Origin of the sequence: Reichenbachiella sp. (assembly GCF_965233835.1) — a bacterium.
Classification (GTDB): Bacteria; Bacteroidota; Bacteroidia; order Cytophagales; family Cyclobacteriaceae; genus Reichenbachiella.
Genome location: NZ_OZ247585.1, coordinates 960,633 through 980,990 on the forward strand (window position 1 = coordinate 960,633; position 20,358 = coordinate 980,990).

General features: G+C 41.0%; 13 protein-coding genes. 9 read left to right on the forward strand and 4 right to left on the reverse strand.

The window, feature by feature from the left end; translation table 11 throughout:
• Positions 1–19 precede the first annotated feature (19 nt).
• Both ACO6S2_RS04130 and ACO6S2_RS04135 read left to right on the forward strand, forming a co-directional pair.
• The gene (locus ACO6S2_RS04130) at positions 20–1,792 is read left to right on the forward strand and encodes an ABC transporter ATP-binding protein (protein WP_422361255.1); all 1,773 of its coding nucleotides are present in this window, start codon (positions 20–22) and stop codon (positions 1,790–1,792) included.
• Complete coding sequence (locus tag ACO6S2_RS04135) at positions 1,789–2,304, forward strand: shikimate kinase (RefSeq protein ID WP_422361256.1); 516 nt, start codon at positions 1,789–1,791, stop codon at positions 2,302–2,304. The genes ACO6S2_RS04130 and ACO6S2_RS04135 overlap by 4 nt, the downstream gene beginning before the upstream one ends.
• On the opposite strand, the gene ACO6S2_RS04140 is transcribed toward ACO6S2_RS04135, so the two are convergent.
• A complete protein-coding gene (locus ACO6S2_RS04140; RefSeq protein WP_422361257.1) occupies positions 2,294–3,859 on the reverse strand; it encodes a hypothetical protein in 1,566 nt (521 codons plus the stop codon). The two genes, ACO6S2_RS04135 and ACO6S2_RS04140, sit on opposite strands and share 11 nt — an antisense overlap.
• Positions 3,860–3,885: 26 nt before the next feature.
• A complete protein-coding gene (locus ACO6S2_RS04145) occupies positions 3,886–5,262 on the reverse strand; it encodes a hypothetical protein (protein ID WP_422361258.1) in 1,377 nt (458 codons plus the stop codon).
• Between the two features lie 89 nt (positions 5,263–5,351).
• Here ACO6S2_RS04145 and proS point away from each other — a divergent pair, with 89 nt between their 5' ends.
• The 4 genes from proS to ACO6S2_RS04165 all read left to right on the forward strand — a co-directional run bounded on the left by proS (position 5,352) and on the right by ACO6S2_RS04165 (position 9,227).
• Complete coding sequence (proS, locus tag ACO6S2_RS04150; RefSeq protein WP_422361259.1) at positions 5,352–6,836, forward strand: proline--tRNA ligase; 1,485 nt, start codon at positions 5,352–5,354, stop codon at positions 6,834–6,836.
• 69 nt (positions 6,837–6,905) lie between these two features.
• Positions 6,906–7,376 (forward strand): NfeD family protein, encoded by a 471-nt coding sequence (locus tag ACO6S2_RS04155; RefSeq protein ID WP_422361260.1) that lies wholly within the window; start codon positions 6,906–6,908, stop codon positions 7,374–7,376.
• A 17-nt stretch (positions 7,377–7,393) separates the two neighbouring features.
• On the forward strand, positions 7,394–8,374 hold the full coding sequence (floA, locus tag ACO6S2_RS04160) for a flotillin-like protein FloA (RefSeq protein ID WP_420582478.1): 981 nt from the start codon (positions 7,394–7,396) through the stop codon (positions 8,372–8,374).
• Positions 8,375–8,441: 67 nt separating this feature from the next.
• Positions 8,442–9,227 (forward strand): carboxypeptidase-like regulatory domain-containing protein, encoded by a 786-nt coding sequence (locus tag ACO6S2_RS04165; RefSeq protein WP_422361261.1) that lies wholly within the window; start codon positions 8,442–8,444, stop codon positions 9,225–9,227.
• Positions 9,228–9,567: 340 nt separating this feature from the next.
• Here the strand turns inward: ACO6S2_RS04165 and ACO6S2_RS04170 are convergent, their stop codons facing one another.
• Positions 9,568–14,910: a lamin tail domain-containing protein gene (locus ACO6S2_RS04170; protein ID WP_422361262.1), complete on the reverse strand. Its 5,343-nt coding sequence runs from the start codon at positions 14,908–14,910 to the stop codon at positions 9,568–9,570.
• A gap of 81 nt (positions 14,911–14,991) precedes the next feature.
• Complete coding sequence (locus tag ACO6S2_RS04175) at positions 14,992–15,363, reverse strand: DUF1801 domain-containing protein (protein WP_422361263.1); 372 nt, start codon at positions 15,361–15,363, stop codon at positions 14,992–14,994.
• 72 nt (positions 15,364–15,435) lie between these two features.
• Between ACO6S2_RS04175 and ACO6S2_RS04180 the strand changes: the two genes are divergently transcribed.
• The 3 genes from ACO6S2_RS04180 (at position 15,436) to ACO6S2_RS04190 (ending at position 20,347) form a co-directional block, all read left to right on the forward strand.
• Entirely contained in the window at positions 15,436–17,841 is a 2,406-nt protein-coding gene (locus tag ACO6S2_RS04180; RefSeq protein WP_422361264.1) for an ABC transporter permease, read from the forward strand.
• A 237-nt stretch (positions 17,842–18,078) separates the two neighbouring features.
• On the forward strand, positions 18,079–19,071 hold the full coding sequence (locus tag ACO6S2_RS04185; protein ID WP_422361265.1) for an aspartate-semialdehyde dehydrogenase: 993 nt from the start codon (positions 18,079–18,081) through the stop codon (positions 19,069–19,071).
• A gap of 88 nt (positions 19,072–19,159) precedes the next feature.
• Entirely contained in the window at positions 19,160–20,347 is a 1,188-nt protein-coding gene (locus ACO6S2_RS04190) for a class I SAM-dependent methyltransferase (protein WP_422361266.1), read from the forward strand.
• Positions 20,348–20,358 lie beyond the last annotated feature (11 nt).

A 20,358-nucleotide genomic window follows, 5' to 3' on the forward strand; every position in this document is an offset into this window, starting at 1 on the left:
AAGTCACCGCTTACATAGTTTGGAAAAAGAAAAACCCGACGGTAAAATACTGGATTTCAAAGTTCTGAAAAGAATATTTGTCTTTGTCAAGCCATACATGACGCAGTTTTGGCTATTGGTGTTATTGACCATCGCCTTGGCCATATTGGTACCTATTAGACCTTACTTGATTCAAGTAACAATTGACAATGATGTAGCGAATGGTGATTTTGATGGCTTGATCTTTATGATCGGTTTGTTGATCGTGCTGCTCATAGCTCAGGCTTTTGTACAATACGCCCACACGTATCTCTCCAGTTGGTTAGGTCAGTATATTATTAGAGATATCAGGACCAGTCTTTATGAGCATATTCAAAAACTAAAGCTCAAGTTTTTTGATAAAACTCCGATTGGAAGGTTGGTGACTCGTAACATATCTGATATAGAGACATTAGCCGATGTGTTTAGTCAGGGCATCGCTATGATGATAGGGGATCTACTACAGTTGGTAGTGATTCTGATTTTTATGTTTTACACGGATTGGAAGTTGACACTGGTGAGTTTGTCTACTTTGCCAATATTGATTTTTGCGACTTATATTTTTAAGGAAAAAATTAAAGTCTCATTCAACAGTGTGAGAACTGCGGTATCCAACTTGAATTCGTTTGTTCAAGAGCACATCACTGGGATGAGCATTGTTCAGATTTTTAACAGTGAGGAGCGAGAACTAGAGAAATTCAAAGAGATTAATCGCGAACACAAGAAGGCGAATATTAAATCTGTGATGTATTACTCCGTCTACTTCCCAGTAGCGGAAGTTATACAGGCCATAGGTATTGGGCTGGTGGTCTGGTATGGAGCTGTGAAAATGATTGATGCGCAGTATCAACCTGGAGTTCTCATAGCGTTTATCATGTACATTCAGATGTTTTTCCGTCCGATTCGCATGATTGCAGATAGGTTCAATACGTTACAAATGGGCATCGTGAGTTCGAACCGTTTGATAGATTTGTTAGAGAATAAGGAACACATTCCTAATGAAGGATCAAAAAACCCTGATCACCTGGAAGGGCACGTATCTTTTGACAACGTGTGGTTTGCCTATAATGATGACGACTATGTGCTCAAAAACATCAACTTCGATGTGCAATCAGGTCAAACCATAGCATTGGTAGGAGCTACTGGCGCGGGGAAATCTTCAGTGATCAATTTGCTCAGTCGATTTTATGATATAAACAAAGGCTCTATTGCTGTGGATGGGTTTGATATTCATGAATATGAGTTGAGTGCCTTGCGCAGGAATATTGGTGTTGTACTTCAAGATGTTTTCTTGTTTTCCGATACCATCGAAAAAAATATTACGCTTGGGAATGAAGATATTTCCAGAGCACAGGTAATGAAGGCTGCCGAATTGGTTGGAGCAAGAGAGTTTATCGAACGACTTCCTGGTGGACTGGATTATAACGTGATGGAGCGTGGGGCAACGTTATCAGTGGGGCAAAGACAGTTAATTTCTTTTGTTCGTGCCATGGTGTATGACCCTAAGATCATTGTGCTAGATGAGGCCACCTCTAGTGTGGATACCGAAACAGAAGAATTGATTCAGCAAGCCATCGATCGTATGATGAAAGGTCGAACTTCTATTGTTATAGCCCATCGCTTGTCTACCATCCAGCATGCTGATAAAATACTGGTTTTAGAGCAGGGAGAAATAAAAGAAACAGGTTCTCACGACGAATTACTTGCAAAAGATGGTTATTATGCACAACTTCATAAAATGCAATACAAAGAGGTAACTAATAAAAGCGCTTGAAAACCCCTTCAAAAATATTTTTAGTTGGAATGCCTGGTTCGGGCAAGTCCACCTTAGGAAAGCAGCTAGCCGAGAAGCTGAATAGAAATTTCTTTGATTTAGATGCGGAAATAGAACGCATGGCCGGATGGGTGATCCCAGATATATTCGAGCAAATTGGTGAAGATTATTTTCGTGAATTGGAGAATAGCGTGCTTACTATGCTCATCAAGCTGAACGAACCTGCTGTAATTGCTACTGGGGGTGGGGCACCATGTTTTTTCGATAACATGGACCAAATGAACGGAGCTGGTGCTACTATTTTTATAAACACACCTATGGATACCATCATAGAGCGAGTGAAAAAAGAGAAAAGCACCAGGCCATTAGTCAACCGGATGGAAGATGATTCCCTCGCTCAGGATATGGAAGCACTTTATAAAAAGAGACTTCCTCATTACGAGAAAGCCTCATTCACTACCAATTCGAACCTTCAAGATGTCGTTCAGTTTTTGGAATCGGCTAAAAGTTAACTCCAAAGGTCACTGATACATTTAAATTACGGTTGTCAATAAAAGCGGTTGGGCTAATGTCTTCATTAGGGTCACTGAATGAATAGATCGTATATGGGCTTTCAGTAGATGACCATTTGCTGTGCACTGCTGAAACATCTAAGAAGAACTCTCGATTTCTATAACCAACACCTCCAGATATTTTTCTAATACTATTATCATTAGAGCTATTCATATAAGGATCTCCCTCATAGCTGTATCCGCCTCTTATTCTAAAACTACTGACTCGAAATTCTCCTCCCATCCTCCAATTAATGGCTTTTTGGTAGAGTGAGCTAATAGCAAGATTGTCTTCTGTTACATCAAAATCTGAGGATTTGATTTTAGACTTAGAGTAATCAATAAAGTCCACATCTGCAGAAATGAACCCTGTTTTGCCTAAGAAGAAGGCCATACCCGTGGTTAACTTCATGGGTGTTTTAATTTCGTATTTTGACTCTGTAAAATATTCATCATAGAAGTCTTCTAAGCGGGTGACTTCTGAAGTAACGGGGTCGTGATAATCCCAGCTGTTATAGGAAGTGAGGAGGTCCTCAGAGGTTTCTTCAGACAACCAATAGTGGGTGGGAGTTGTAAGCGAAACACCAAGCCTGATTAAATCCGTTGGTCGTGCAATCAAACCAAAGGTTCCGCTAATCCCAGTTCCGCGTACATCAACCGTCGACCTGGTACTGATTTCATTGATAATGTCATCTGGTTGGCCATTGTACAGAAATTCAGTTTCGCCATATAGCCTTTCGTCAGAATACTTAATAGAGTTTAAACCAAGGCTTGCACCAAAATATAGCACATCGTTGTAGTTGCCTCCTGCAGCGAAATCCCATTGGTACTGACTGCCTTTGTTTTTGATGGTCTCAATCTGACGAGGAAAATCGCCGAGCTCCCTTATTGTGCTATCAGGTAAATAACCCATGTATTTGTCATATCCCGGTTGATCTGGATCTCCATAGTCGCTAATTAGATAATGATTGTACGCGTCGTAAGGGTATCCCAAATTGATGAGTCGATTCGTAGGTGTCCCCCAGGCTTGATCAATCCAGGAGTCTACAATCGAAGACTTGCCTTGTTGCTGCTCATTGTATCCATCATATAAAATGTCTTGATGGAAATTATTTTCTCGAGTCATAGTGATGGCAAATGAGCCTCCTTTGAATTTGCTGTCTTCATAGTCGCTCTTGGCGAAATTGAAAATCACGCCAAGGTTGGCAATATTGAAATTAGCTTTGGCATCATCAGCCAGTTGTCCAAAGTACTCAGATTCGCTATTGTAAAAATTGATAGAAGGCGTAAAAGTGACCACTGAACTTCTATTAAAACCTAAGCCGGCAGGATTAGCATAGGCGGAATTGATGTCCCCTCCAAGAGCTGCCTGAGCACCACCAATGGCCTGAGTTCTTGCTGTTCCAATGGAGTTTGTTCGGCTATAGTTTAAAGCATCGCTATAATATCCAATCTGAGCTCGAGACTCGTAGGTACACAACAAGAGTGTAAAAACTAAAATGAGTAGTTTATTCATTTAAAAATATTTTGAATGCTGAAGACTTATCTTCTTCCCCTTGAACTTGACCTACTTGAAGATCCCGAAGACCTGCCGGATGATGAACTTCTGCTTCCGCTACTAGATCGAGAAGGCGATGAATAAGATCTGTTGGGAGAAGATGATCGCGTTCCTGAATATGAACTTCTGGAAGGGCTTGAATAAGACGAACGTTGTGTGTTATATCTTCTAACATTTCCAGATGAGCTACGAGAGCTATTGGCGCTTCGAGTTGATCTTGTAGAAACAGCCGGAGTCTTAGTTAGGTTATTGCTTTGTTTATTAAGGTTGGAAGAAACTCTTGGATTGCTGCCGGTGTAAGTCGTTCTGCTACTCACTGCAGACCGCGAATTTGTTCTATTGGACAGCTCAGTCAGTCGCGAACGTGATGTGCTTACATTAGCCTTTCTCAAATATTCATTTTGCGATTGAACCTGATTGTTGGATTGAGTGGCCACTCTTCCGCTACTGTTAGCTGTGCTGGCTACCCTTGTAGTACCACTTGACCTTCCACTGGCTGCCGAAACTCTTCTTGAACTTCTGGCTGGTGTGGCAGATGACAAACTCTTGATACTGGAGTTGCTGACAGCGGACTGTCCCCGGCTGCCTCTAGCCCCTCGGGCCACTTGTCGCTGGTAACCATTGTCTATTCCATTAGCCGTATAGTATCCGTAGTTGTACCCATTATAAAAACCTCGATTGTATCCATTGTTGTACCACCTATAACTATTGTAGCTATAAACAGGGCAATAATATGGCTGGTAGAAGTACGGGTCATAAAAGAATGGATCATAATAGCCATCACCCCAGCCGATGCCATAGCTCATTCCATAGGACCAGCCGCCCCAATTGTTGTAACTCATCATCATGGATGGCCCCCATGAGTTGAAACCACCATAATATGGGTTGCGATATCTATTGCCATAATAATTGTTGACAACGGTTTGCTCGTTTTGTCTGTTGTATTTAGGGTCATTGTAGAAAGAAGGGTTGTCGTAGTCTTCGACTTCTCCTTCTACAAAGTAATCCGTACTGCTATAAGTAGGATTGGTATTCCCTTCAGCCGCGGCGACCTCACTTGCTACGGATGCTCTAGCCTGCTGCTTATATTTCTCTATATATTCTGGATTTACTTCTTTAGCAGAGTAGGAAGGGTTGTCATAAGTATTGTTCGAGTAAGACTCGTAGGTAATATTCGCATCACTTGTTTCCTGAGCATGTTTAATTTTCTTTCTGTCTTTAGAAGAAAAATACATGTCATCGTATTCATCTTGACCAAATCCCGTTTGTACCAACCCCATACAAAGGGTCAAAGCTAATAGTGCAGGTGACTTTAAGTTTTTTAGAATCATAACTACCTCCGGGTTTAATTGGTAAGACATTGATTTTAATTATTGGACAACCTATTATATTTGTGTCCAATTTTTCTACGATAGAAAAGCAATATCCATACCAAATTTAAGAAATCAAGATGAGTAAAGGATTACCAAAGCGGAGCGAAGATTATTCTTTGTGGTATAATGAACTAGTAAAAAGAGCAGATTTAGCTGAAAACTCTGACGTGAGGGGTTGTATGGTGATCAAACCATACGGCTTTGCCATATGGGAAAAAATGCAGGCTACATTGGATGAAATGTTCAAAGACACGGGACATTCCAATGCTTATTTTCCATTGTTCATTCCAAAGTCATACTTGAGTAAGGAAGCTGATCACGTAGAAGGGTTTGCTAAAGAATGTGCAGTAGTAACGCACTATCGTCTAAAAAACGATGAAGGTGGGCAAGGTGTGGTGGTAGATCCAGACGCCAAACTCGAAGAGGAGTTGATTGTAAGACCTACGTCGGAGACCATTATCTGGAATTCTTATAAAAAATGGATCCAGTCTTATAGAGACCTTCCAATTCTTGTGAATCAGTGGGCCAACGTGGTACGCTGGGAAATGAGAACACGCCTGTTTTTGAGAACGGCGGAGTTCTTATGGCAAGAAGGACATACGGCTCATGCGACTAAGCAAGAAGCGATCGATGAGACCGTCCAAATGATGAATGTGTATGCTGATTTTGCTGAAAATTTCTTGGCCGTGCCAGTGTTGAGAGGGGTGAAATCTGAAAGTGAAAGATTCGCTGGAGCAGAAGACACTTATTGCATCGAAGCATTGATGCAGGATGGCAAAGCACTTCAGGCTGGTACTTCTCACTTCTTAGGTCAGAATTTTGCGAAAGCATTTGATGTGAAATTCGCGAATGCAGAAGGCGGAGCCATGGAATATGTATGGGGAACATCTTGGGGTGTCAGCACAAGATTGATGGGTGCTTTGATTATGGCGCATTCAGATGATCAGGGGTTGGTGTTGCCTCCAAAATTGGCACCATTCCAGGTGGTGATTGTTCCAATATTCAAGAGCGATGAGCAGTTGGCTGAAATTTCTGAAGTGGCTTTGAAGATAAAAGCAGACTTGAAGAAATTGGGCATCACGGTGAAATTCGACAATAGAAAAACACATAAGCCAGGCTGGAAATTTGCCGAATACGAATTGAAAGGTACACCAGTGAGAATCGCTATCGGACCAAAAGATTTGGAAAACAATACGGTAGAGGTAGCGAGAAGGGATCTGTTGGAGAAAAATGTAATGCCTTTGGGCGACGATTTTGCGCAGAACATTTCTGACTTGTTGGATAATATTCAAGAAACGATTTATAAAAAGGCTTTGGATTACCGTACGTCTCATTCTTTTGAAGTGGATACCTACGATGAGTTCAAAAAGATTATTGAAAGTGAAGAAGGTGGATTTGTATACGCCCACTGGGATGGTACAGCCGAAACTGAGGAGAAGATCAAGAACGAAACTAAAGCCACGATCAGATGTATTCCTATCGATCAAAAGAAAGAGGAAGGAAAGTGTGTGTATTCTGGCAAGCCATCGCAAGGCAGAGTAGTCTTTGCAAAAGCGTATTAAAATAACCTGGGGTTGAGCGGAAACTCGACCCTATATTGTATATTCGAATGCTAATTTAAACCACCGCCATTGCTTGATTATTTTCTCATAGCGTTTTTGATTCTGGCGGGAATATCTTTGATCATCGTTGAGATCATTTTTGTTCCCGGTACAACCATCGTGGGCATTTTGGGATTTTTGGTTGGGGTCTATGGCGTATATAGAAGTTACGAGCTTTATGGCGTCGATACAGGGCACATCGTGCTTACGGTATCCATGGCTGTCGGCTTGGCAGCGGTTATTTTGAGTTTTAAATCAGGAGCTTGGAATAAATTTTCCAATAAAAGCGTCATGAAAACTCCAGTGAATGAAGGATTGACTTCGGCTTTGGAAGTAGGTCAAGAGGGCAAATGTATTTCTTCTCTGAAGCCAGTGGGAAAAGCCGAATTTGATAATAAAGAATATGAAGTGTCTTCGCTTGGTCCGTTTGTGTTGGAAAACACAGTCGTTAAAATCATCAAGTTGGAGCGAAATAAAATAATTGTAGAACCAATAAACTAATACTTACCATGAGTAGTATGATGATGATAATTTCGCTCTTCGGGGCCATTATCTTGTTTTTCACTTTCCTGTATTTTGTTCCAGTCAATCTTTGGATCACTGCAGTATTTTCTAATGTTCGAGTAGGATTGGCAGAGCTTGTATTCATGCGAATCAGAAAAGTGCCACCTTCCTTGGTGGTGAACTCTTTGATCACGGCGACCAAAGCAGGTCTTACGGTAACTTCCAATGAACTGGAAACACACTATCTGGCAGGCGGTAATGTACCAAACGTAATCAAAGCTTTGATTTCTGCAGATAAGGCCAATATTGCACTTGAGTTCAATCAAGCAGCTGCTATTGATTTGGCCGGTAGAGATGTATTCGAAGCAGTGCAGATTTCTGTAAACCCTAAAGTAATCACAACACCGAGAGTGGCTGCTGTAGCTTCTGATGGTATTCAGTTGATTGCTGTGGCTAGAGTAACTGTAAGAGCAAACTTGGCCCAGCTAGTTGGTGGTGCTGGAGAAGACACTATTTTGGCAAGAGTAGGTGAAGGTATTGTGACTTCTATTGGTTCGGCTATCACGCACAAAGAAGTATTAGAGAACCCAGATAAAATTTCTAAACTGGTATTGACTAGAGGATTGGATGCAGGAACGGCATTTGAAATTCTTTCTATCGATATCGCTGATGTGGATGTAGGGAAGAATATTGGTGCTGATCTGCAAACTGATCAGGCAGCGGCTGACCTGAAAGTGGCCGAAGCCAAAGCTGAGGAAAGAAGAGCTATGGCGGTTGCTGTAGAGCAAGAAATGAAAGCTAAAGCACAGGAGGCAAGAGCTAAAGTAATAGAAGCGGAAGCGGAAGTACCTAAGGCTATGGCGCAAGCTTTTATTGATGGAAACTTAGGAATCATGGATTATTATAAAATGGACAACATCAAAGCGGATACAGAGATGAGAGAGTCTATTTCTAAACCAAAAAGCTCAGGCTCAAGTAAGAAGCCGAAGAAATAAGTACTGAATTTTATTGCTAACGGGCATCCTCGGAAACTTATCAGGCATTAGTTGTGTAATGCAATCAATGATCTGGATTTCTAGGATGCCCGTTTTTTTTATGCCCAGGATGTTGGGTGTGGCTATATTGTTCCTTTTGTTTGCTCAAAATGCTGCTGCTCAAAAAGTCACCATTCATGGGCAAGTTTTAGACGGCATGAGCCTGGAGGAATTAGCTAATGTTCACGTTTACCTGGAAGAGCATTTAGGCACCACTACTACACACGAAGGGCGATTTGAGTTTCAAGTCAATCATCTTGATACTTTACACTTTCGCCTGGTAGGCTATGATTCTTTGTCATTGGTGATTACAAGCGTAGATCAAGTTCAAAAAGTAATCCTCGCAATGCACAGGAGTACTATTATACTCGATGATGTAGAAATCTCTTCAAATTTTCAGGCCAATACAATTATCAGACAACCAGAACGTGAAGTGTATTACGTTCCTGGAGTGAAGTATTCGGACAAACCAGTAGAGAAGGATTATCATATGGGTTTAGGAGCAGTGGCGAGTCCTATGACAGCACTTTATCGGGCATTTAGCAAAAGCTATAAAGAGGAGAAAAAGAACTATTTGTACCTTAAGCAAAAACAAAAGGAAGATCTGGTTTATGAAGAAGCTCGGTCAAATCTGGATAATGCTTTTGATCAAATCAATGAGTACTTTGATGATTATTATTATCGGGATTTTATGAAATACTCGGGGCTTACTGAGCAATATGTGGCTGACTGCTCAGAGTATGAATTGATAAAGCTATTGCCAGAAGCTCTAAAAAATTACTACCAACATCTAAAGGAAGGCGATGGACAATAAAAAAGCACGAGACTCGCGACTCGTGCTTTTATTAAGCGAACACCCTCAATTTACCTCGTCTAGTGCTTAAGTGAACTTAAGAACTCTCTACATTCCTGTTCGCTCCCAAGATATTTTTTTCGCTCCCCTATGACGGCATACCAAACATTCTCTTCATTGCTGAAGAGCAACCTAATTCCCTTTGATACTAAAGATTGCGAAATACTCATAGCTGGTGAGTTTTTAAACTGATCTTGTGAATAGCAAATTTGGGGAATAAAGGTTAGAGCTGAAATAGAGTAAAACCGTAAATTTCAACTAGGGGATTCTCCTAAAAATGAAATTCTATACCGCAAAAGTCCTAAAATCGAGTCCCTAGTACGACGGTCTCTTTTTGAAGCGATTTGTTGCCTTGTCCATCGAATATTTCAAATACAACTACATAGTAACCAACCGATGCAAGACTGCCGTTGTCTGTGATTCCATCCCAGGTGAAAAAACCGTTTGTAGAAAGCAGTTCACCTTCTGCCAGGGTCTTAATCAAAACCCCATTTGTTGAATAGATATGTACATTGGCAAAATTGCCAGTTTGACTAAGTTGATAACTTATGGTTGTGAAGTCATTCATGCCAGTGTTATCTGGTACAAAAACTCTGGGTTCAATGGCCACGGTGGCGGTTGATTGATTTGCTGTTTGCAATTGAGAATTGATCACTCCTGGGGTGGCAAACCCTACTGTACTAGCCGCTGATCTCCAACTATCGGGATTCGTACTTTCGGCCTCGAAAGAAACCCGCTCTAAGGAAACACCCTCGTCATCATCTAGCAAGTTGAAATGATAGTCGTCCTTGTATTCCATTTGGTCTATCAAAACACCCTGGTCGTTCATGAGGATCACAGAGTCCTCGGCATCTGACAAACCTGGGAAGCTGTTCATGGTTCGCATTCGCGAATAGTCACCATTTGGGTAGGCTAGACTCAAGATGTCAGGGTCTGGAGTAAGTGCTAGATATTCGGAAGGGTAAATCACAAAGTGTTCGGAAGAAACAATTTTTTGATCACTGATTTTGTCAGCTAGCCTCCAGTCTTTCAAATCTATGGCTTTTTCTGAGTTGTTATAAATCTCCACAAAGTCCACTTCGTTGGACCTTGGATTAAAGAGCACTTCATTGATCACGATATCTTGTGCTTCAGCTTCTTCGGGGAGTTGAAACCGAACGGTTTGATGTTCTGAGCTGATTAAGTTTTGTTTGCAGTCAGCGACTTGCGTCAATGTGACTTCGTAAGACTGGCCAGCACTAGCGGATTCCCCTAAGGATATTGCTACTCTATTTAACACAGGATGAAACAAATGCTGAGAGGTAATTGGCAATGATGGTTCAAGCTCAATATTTGCTTGCTCAAAGCTATCAGGGTGTAACTTTTCATTTAGGGTCAGATGTAAACTGTCTGGTGTGATGGCTAAAGCCTGAATGAGCTCAGGACCAAAGTTGTCTGGATTGGAGGTTTGAATGGAATTGGCACGACCTGGGGTACCACCAGTAGGGTCCGTTGATGCACTCCAATTTGCTTTTTCTCCACAAGGGTTGTCTGTGTCTATCATTTCAAGAGACCAGCCGCCTTCGGACTTCTCACTGTCTTTGTACCAGCTGGAAGAATACGAGGTGTTGAATATCTGAGTGGCGCCGTAGTAGAGGGAAACGGGTTCTCCAGAATTATTCAATGACGGAAAACTGGAGATACCTAGCACATTTGTGCCTTCCAGTTGAGCTGCACCTGAGCTGGAGGTCAGTACTAAATATTCATTTCCCGCTATGCTGCCTTCTGTTAATATGATAAAACTGCTGGCATCTACCACTATAAGACCAAATAGTGAAATCTCCTCTGAAGTGTTATTGAAAATTTCCAAATACTCTACTTCAGGAAGGCCTACAGATGGGGATGGATCAGCCATGATTTCTGTGATAATTAGGTCACCAAAATTCGGAATATCAGGCGTTTCGTAGGTAAATTCTATATCATGATCGAACAAGGCGTTGTCTGATAGGTCTTCGATGTTGTCGATGTTCAGTGTGTAGTTGGTAGCTTCTAAAAATGACAAGGAAAATTCGAGCAGTACAGTAGAATCCGAAGCAGTATATTTTACTTCCACAGGATGCCCTATGCTCGGAGTAATTTCATAGTTAAGTGAGAATTCTGCGGATACTTCATTAAGTGGCTCGCTGTATTTTATCCAAATTGTGTTTTCATTCAGAACAAGATGTTCGACAACAGATGGAGCAGTTTGATCATTCATCACTGTGGTAAAATAATCCGGCAGTCGGTGTTCAAATTCATTGAATAAGTTTTGCCACGAAATATCATAAACCACATCAGCAGCAAGTGCATGCTCGAATGTAAGCCTCAGTTTTTCTGTGTCTTCAGGGTCGATAATGGCTGCCACACAATTACCCAAAGTAGGTGAGGCGGTAAAATCAGAAAGAGACAAAACCTGCCCTTCATCCAATCCTATTTCGAATATTATCTCGGCAGTTCGGTTTCCCACCAGGCTACCACTCGCAACTCGACTATCAAATTCAAACACGTAGTCGTTCAAAGCAATGGAATTGGAGCTTTGGGATACATTATCAATGCTTAGTGTATTGCTAGAGTTGTCTTCCATGGCCTGGTCGAAGGTAATGGTCGCTATTCGATCTGTTGTAAAATTGACGGAGGAGGCCGAGTTACCATTCATGGTGTAGTTTGAAAGTGCCGCTCTAGTTCCCACTGATGGTGCTTTATTAAATTCAATTTCAATCTGATTTTGACTAAACGTGTTTATTTGACCAACGTAAAAAACATTGTAGTCGAAAGAGCTTGTTATCGCTTTTGAGATTGCATTATCTCGCTGATCTGTCATGCTGGAGATGTCTAGAGCAATATCAGCAGTCTGAGGAAGATCGCTCGACAATTCTAAAGTAACCAAATGCTGAAACTCAGAATTTTGAGTAGCAGAGGTAGGCTGACCTACACTCTCACCAATCGTGTAATGCGTGGTGGTTTCTGCAGAAGTTTGATCTACATTTTCATTGAACCAAAGAATCAATTCTCTTGGGGATTTTACAATAATGCTATCTAGTGTTGGACTAAAAATGTCGTAAACAAATTCTTGTTTGAGTCTCGTCTTGATTTCATTGCCATACAAGTCTTTGACTTCATCTATCAATAATTCGAATACAACTTCTTTTTCAAATTCCTCTGCAAAATCCAATATCACTGTTTGCTGATCTGCTTCTAAGGAAACCTCAGATGGGAAAATATCTTCATATTCATAGTTTTCTTTGGATTCGGCCGATTGCTCATTCACTTTTTCTGTAAATACGACCATCAAAGAAGTGGATGACAGAACCTCAACAGTATCTAGTTTTGGTGGAGAGGTATCATATACGAAAGTAATATCTGGAGTAGTAAGCAAATCTGTGTCAGCATTCAATACATCACTCACTGATAGCGTCAGCGCTTGATTGTCATCAAAATTATTGGCGAAAGCCAAGTGAACCAGACGGTCATTATTGTTATCCACAAAGGCAGTGGAAGGCTCGCCTACTCCATCATCTACGGAGTAGTTGCTTGTAGTGCTGGCGCTTGTTACATCCAGGTCTTGCTCGAAATAGATGTCCAATAGGTTAATGCCTATTACTTGTACCGTATCAATTTGCTGACTCAATGTAAAAGTAGGGGTTAATGCAGCAGCCAAAGCATTGCCTGGTATGTCTTGCAAATTCTCAATAGTGAGTGTGTTTTCTACACCAAATTCAAAGTCATCATCAAAAACAAGGTTGACCACAGCGGCATTTTCATCATCCAGTTCGGCTGAGGCAGGATTCGTTGCGCCAGCATGATCAGAGGTGTAGTTACTTTCTGTTTCGGCAATGGTTTTGTTCAAATCTTCATTAAAAACCACTTCAATTTGGTTCGCAGCTTTTACTACAATATGGTCGAGTGTTGGCGGGTTGGTGTCGTAGGTATAGGACAGACTATTGGTTTGGATGTCGTTTTGAGCACAGTCTTTAACGCCTGTAACAGTAACGGTATAATCTACGTCACTAGTTAGGGAAGGAGTGACTGCCACATCTGCTGTATAAGTGAACGTAGACACGCCATTTTCAGAGATGCCATTATCAAAAGTATAAGTACCACTGCTAAGTGAAGTTTCATCCATCGGTTCATCAAAGGTTAGGCGAAAGGTGTTGGCATTTGTGGCGATGAAGTCGATGAGATTTGGGCCTATGATATCCGGGTTATTGTCGTATACACTGTTTTGTGTGCCGGGCGTGCCTCCGTCTACATGATTCGAGGCGGTCCAGTTGTTTTCTGTACTACATAGTAGCTCCGGATTGATTTGTTCGAGGGAGTAGCCATCTCCATCGTCGATAGGATCATATAAATCAGGGTCATAATTAAGACTATCTACTAGGTTTCCTAGGTTATCTCTAAGTTCAAGAAGTTCGCCATTATTGGATAGAGCCCATGAGGATGATAATGCAATTACATCGCCATACCCCGAATAGTTAGGAACATCACCAGTTTCCGTTAGAATCACATAACTATTCGCTTCTAGAACAAAGTTTGGAAGCGTCTTACTATCAATCTCAAAGTTTTCAAGATTAATGGCATTTGTAGAAGGGTTGTATAACTCTAAGAATTCACTATCTGGCAGGCCATTAACAGGATTCGGATTAGCAAAAAGTTCATTAATTACTATGTTCCGAAAAGGTGTTTGCAATTCGACTTCGAAAATTTGGTCAACATTGTCAATAGATTCATCTTGAGCTTCATTTTCCACCTGATCGATAGTCAAGGTGTAATCATTATTGACAAAATCGTCCGAAAAGGTTAGCACAACTTCGTCCAGGTTGGTTAGATCCTGGACAGCTGAGACGGGATTGCTAAAACCATAGTTTAGAGAGTAGTTCGTTGTAGACTCAGCTGTAGTTTTATCCACGTTTTGATTGAAAGTGATTCTGATGGAATTGGAACTTTCTTGACTCAATGATGAAACACTGAAGCTGGCGACTACTGGCGTAGTAGAAATGGAAATGTCGTCAAAGTAAAAGTCTGTAGAATTAGACGAAGTGTAATCACACCAGAACCCAAAGTAAGCAGCACTCAAAGGGGTATTGTCGAAAAAAGAAGCACCTTCGCTTGTATAAGGAGCAATGCCATCTGCACTGCTATTCACTTGCCAGTTGCCGCTGGCATCTCTGGTAACCTGGACCCAAAGTTCAAAACTAGAGGACAAGTTGGTGGAACCTGAAAAAAGCAGAGAATTTGAACCGCCATCTCTATTATAAAATCGAAGGACATCACCGCTTCCTCCTTCTCCAGCCAAAATAAAATACCCATCCGGATAACTGCTTAGATCGGCGCTTTCGCTTACCAGATAAATTCTCGTTCGGTTTCCATCAGAAGGTGAAAAAGCGAGTCTAAAATAAAACTCCCAAGTAGTTTCACCTAATTCTGTTTGGGGTGTAGAAAGATATGATTCTCCTGCGGCCGCTGGAGAAACGTTTAACCGAAGTTGCTCTGAGCTGATTGTAAAGTCGGTTTCATCCCCACTCCAAGTAGGATTACTCGTAAAATCTCCATCTGAAAAGTCATCATTAACTTGAGAGAAGGATACCTGAATAAAGAACAGGGCAAGAAGAGTAAGTAAGTACTTCATGTAGCTAGATTACAACGACTAAAATACGGATAATTGCTGATCTCATAGAGCGAAATTATCCTTAGAAGGATTACGTCAATATTATTTCTTTCGTTTGGACGCATACTTTACGGTTTCATCCAGAATGAGCGCTTCTTGTATGATGGGGTTCAGCACAGTTTCATCTATATCTTCTAATGCGAAGTAAGAGATACCAGCCACCTGTTTCCGATCTTTAAAATCTAATGCACCGCTTTCATTGGACAGCTCGTTGGCACGTACAAAACACAGCTCCACGCCTTTTTTTTTGATCGGGTTCAAGTAGCAAATCCAGCTTTTGTTGTAGTAAAAAGGAACCCGAAACCTGATCTTAGGTTGTAGATCAAATTGTGTTAATATTAACTCGTGCAATACACGCAAGAGTTGTTTTTGAGGACCTTCAAAGGTGGTTATGTATGCGTCAACATCTGTCATTCGTTCTTAGCAAGTGGTTATTGTCAACCAAATGTAATAATTTAATAAAGGCATTTTTCTAAAATTACTGCTATGATAAAATTCTTCCTTCGAAACGCCCGTCGTAATAAACTGTACTATTCAATCAACTTAATAGGCCTGGTTTTAGGTACTACTTCTACAATTTTCATCTTTCTGTATTTGCAAAGTGAACTGACTTATGACGATCACTATACGGATTCGGATCGCATATACAGGGTGGCACTCAATCGTGTTTATCCAAATAATGAAGTAGGTTGGGCCTCTATTCCTGCACCTGTGGGATTGGCGCTACAAGACAATTTTCCCGAAATAGAAAAGGCCAGCCGAATGTCAACCGGGGACATTGACATTAAAATCGACAATCAGCTTTTTACTGAAAAAAACGGACTGTATGCGGATCCTGAGTTTTTCGAAGTTTTTGACTTGGAGGCTTTGGAAGGCAGCTTAAACACTGCCCTTCAAAAGCCACGGCAAGTCGTGTTGACGGAAAAGTTAGCTTTGAAGTATTTTAATACCACAGAGGCTGTTGGGAAGCAGTTGATTGTTCGTGATAGTCTCAATTATCAAGTCAGTGCGGTAGTTCAAAATTTTCCCGATAATTCTCATTTCGAGGCAGATTTGATTCTGCCTATGGTGGATTCGAGGGAGTCGAGATATCGAACCCAGTGGGGCACAGCCTTCTTTTATTTCACCTATATCAAGCTCAACGCTGAGGTAGACGCAAAGCAATTTGAAGGTAAGATGCGCCAGTTTCTTTTGAAGCAAATGGCATTGAATACCAGTGGGATGGATTTCGATAAATGGCTGGAAGAAGGCAACAGTTATGACTATTTTTTGCAGCCGTTGACAGATATTCATTTGACTTCAAATCTGAGATGGGAATTTATGCCCAATGGCAACAAAAGCAATGTGCAATTGTTCATGGCGGTGGGCATTTTCATTTTGATTATTTCGTGCATTAATTATATCAATCTCTCTACAGCTAAAGCAGGCAAGCGGATGAAAGAGTTAGGGTTGAAGAAAATCATGGGTGCTTCGCGCAATCAATTGACCAGACAGCTGCTAGGAGAGTCGCTCATCATTACACTGGTCTCTGCGAGTGTAGCCTTATTGTTGTCGTTTCAGGTTCTTCCAACTTTCAATAGTTTGTCAGGTAAAATGTGGACTGCAGATGTATTACTCAACCCTTCCTTCTTGGGTTTGTTTTTGGCATTTGCAATAGTGCTCGGTGTGGTGGCCGGTGTATATCCAGCTTTGAAATTGTCAAGCGTCTACCCCACGGAAGTCATCAGTTCCAATGCTAAGAGCAGTACAGAATCAGCGCAGGAGCGCTGGGTAAGAAATATTCTTGTCGGTCTGCAGTTCGGGGTCTCCTTGGTAGTCATCGTTTCCACGTTGATAGTATATCAGCAAAATCAGTTTTTGAAAACAGTAGACTTGGGCTATGACAAAGAAAACTTGATGATCATTGACAACGCCTATGAGCTAAATGCAAAGGTCGACGTATTTAAAAATGAATTGGTTAAGTCTCCCAACGTGATTCAGGGGTCAGGCGTATCTTCAGTGCCAGGTTTTGTGAATGGAGCGACGACCTATACTACTACTGAAAGTGAAGGAAATCCAGTCAATGTCTCCTTTTATTCTACGGGAGATGAGCATGGAGCGGGTATTTTTGGTTTGTCTCTTCTTGCTGGGAGAAATTATAGAAAAAGTGACTTCACAGATACCATAAGTTATGTACTCATCAACCAAGAAGCCATGCGGCAATTTGGTTGGTCTACGCCAGATCAAGCCGTAAATTCTTCGATAAAAAACACGATGGGGGCTCGACAACTTAAGGTCATTGGAGTAGTAGAGGATTTTCATATTCACTCTTTACATGAAAGTATCCGCCCATTGGTAATTTTTAGTGGTATGAGAAGGGCCAATAGGTTAGTGTTTAAGGTGAAAGAAAGTGCAACACAGGATGCAATACAAGAGATGTTGACACAATGGACCGAGTTCTCACCTGGTAAGCCAATTGAATACTCCTTTTTGGATGACAGATTGGAAGAGCTATATGTGAATGAGGCACATACGCAGGAGCTGTTTTCGATATTTACCTTGCTAGCCATATTCCTTGCAGGTTTTGGTATGTATGGACTTTCGGCTTATCTCACCGGATTGAAAAGAAAAGAAGTCGCCATTCGTAAAACATTGGGAGCCTCTGAACTTTGGATATTAAAGTACTTCACTTTTAAACAACTATCGGTAATTGGTCTGGCTATTTTCATTGGTTTGCCAATTGCATATTACTTGGGGAATCAATGGCTGGATAACTTTGCTTATCGCATAGAGATTAGTTTTAGTCTTTTGCTATTTTCAGTGGGTTCTATTATTCTGGTTGGATTATTGTCTATTGGCTGGTACTCTGTTCGAGCGGCTTTGGAGAATCCAGTAAATATGTTGAGGGAATAAACAGCTGAATTATGTTAGATATTGACGTTGAGTACTTTTATCAGTTAATAATTTAACAATTAGCAGTATTCATTAACACAATTCAAAAATTTCAGTATTTCACTGTTCTCGTTCTCAAGAGAATTGTACTAATTTTGAATTCTCAATTCATGGAACCCAGAGATAGTTAATCAAAATGTATCATTATGAGAGTTCAAATACCTCTCTCGAATTGATCAAAAACAAAAATTACAAGAAGTGAAATTAGCAGTAGTTGGAGCCACAGGATTAGTAGGATCGGAAATTCTAGAAGTCCTAAAAGAAAGAAATTTTGAATACGACGAGTTGATGTTGGTCGCCTCTGCACGTTCAGTAGGTAAAGTGATTGAGTATAGAGGCGAAGCACATACCGTGATCGGTTTGGAGGACGCTGTAGCTGCCAAACCTGATATAGCCATATTCTCCGCCGGAGGAGGAACTTCATTGGAGTGGGCACCTAAGTTTGCTGAAGTAGGTACGATTGTCATAGACAACTCCTCAGCCTGGAGAATGGATCCATCCAAAAAATTGATCGTTCCAGAAATAAATGGATCAGCCATTATGATTGATGATCGAATCATCGCCAATCCTAACTGTTCAACTATTCAAATGGTACTTGTGCTGGGACCATTGCATGAAAGATATGGTATCAATCGAGTGATTGTATCTACCTACCAGTCAGTAACTGGTTCAGGAAAAGGGGCAGTAGATCAAATGATGTCGGAGAGAAATGGAGAAACTCCAGAAATGATTTATCCGCATAAGATCGACATGAATGTATTGCCTCACATTGATGTATTTCAGGAAAATGGATACACCAAGGAGGAAATGAAAATGACGAATGAAACCGTAAAAATTCTCGGTGATGAGAATGTAAAAGTTTCGGCTACTTGTGTAAGAATCCCAACCATGGGAGGCCATTCAGAGTCTGTGAATATCGAATTTGACAATCCTTATGACTTGGCTGAAGTAAAGGAAATTCTTTGTAAAGTTCCCGGATTGGTGATTCAAGATGATGTAGCCAACAATGTGTATCCAATGCCATTGACTGCTCACAAAAAAGACGAGGTATTCGTCGGTAGAATCAGAAAAGATGAGACCAAAGAAAATGCATTGAACTTGTGGATTGTAGCAGATAACCTTAGAAAGGGAGCCGCTACGAATGCCGTTCAAATTGCACAGTATGTAGCCGAGCATAACCTGGTGCTTTAAGAAACCTATTTTAGTTATTCGTGTGAATAAGCCATTCGCACAAAGAAAAAGGCTGGTTCTAATGTTTTACATTTGAGCCAGTTTTTTTATGTCCAATTCAATTATAGATATTCTTTCTCCCAAAGGCGTTAGGGAATTTATTCATTCTCATCTGAATGATGACCCTTTGACTTTGGTGTTGCAGTCAAAGAAATACCCAGACCTGCCCATTAGAGAAATAGCGGCTCAGATTCAATCTAGAAAAAAGGCGCAGGTAAAATTGCCCGAGTGGTATGAGCAGGAAGGTATTATCTTCCCCCATGGTGTCTCCATGGAGCAATGCTCGTCTGAAGAAACAGCGAAATACAAGGCATCACTGGTTCAAGGGAAATCGGTAGTCGATTTGACCGGTGGGTTTGGCATAGACCTTTACTATTTGTCGAGGCAGTTTAAAAAGGCTGTTTATGTCGAGCAAAATAAGGAATTAGTACACTTGGCCGATTACAATTTTGGAGTACTAAAAGCTGAAAGTATTGATCGACTATATACTACAGCTGAAGAATATCTGTCTACAGAAAATACACCTGCTGATATATATTATATAGATCCCGCACGAAGAGATGAGGCCAATCAAAAGGTATTCCAAATTGAAGACTGTACACCAGATTTGAATCTTATCCTACCACAATTGTTGGATCGGCGAGCAGAGGTCTTGATAAAACTTTCTCCCTTATTGGACATTAATCTAGCACTCAAGGTTTTGCCAAATGTGAAAGAGGTGCATGTAGTCTCTGTCAAGAATGAATGTAAGGAATTGCTATTTAGAATTGTGCCGAATTATGAAGATGAGACCAAACGAATCGCTGTGAATTTAGTCAGCGGTGATCAATCGTTGTTCGAGTTTTTAGATGACGATATTTCACCTGCTTTCAGTCAGCCATTAGAATTCCTATACGAACCAAATGCTTCCATTATGAAAGCGGGCGGGTTCAACGCTGTTGCTAATTCCTTTTATGTAAGCAAACTACACCGAAATTCGCATCTCTACACCTCCAAAAAGCATATAGAAAACTTTCCTGGCCGTTCATTCAAAATCCTAGCCCAAACTGTGGTAAATAAGAAAAAATTGAAACCGTTCTTGCCTCAGGGAAAAGCCAACATCACGGTCCGAAACTATCCTTTGACTGTAAAGGAAATTAGAAAAAAAACTGGGATTAAAGAAGGGGGAGAGGTGTATTTGTTTGCAACAACACTGATGGATGGCAGTTTGGCTATGCTTGTGTGCACGCGGGTATGAAAAGCATTGTT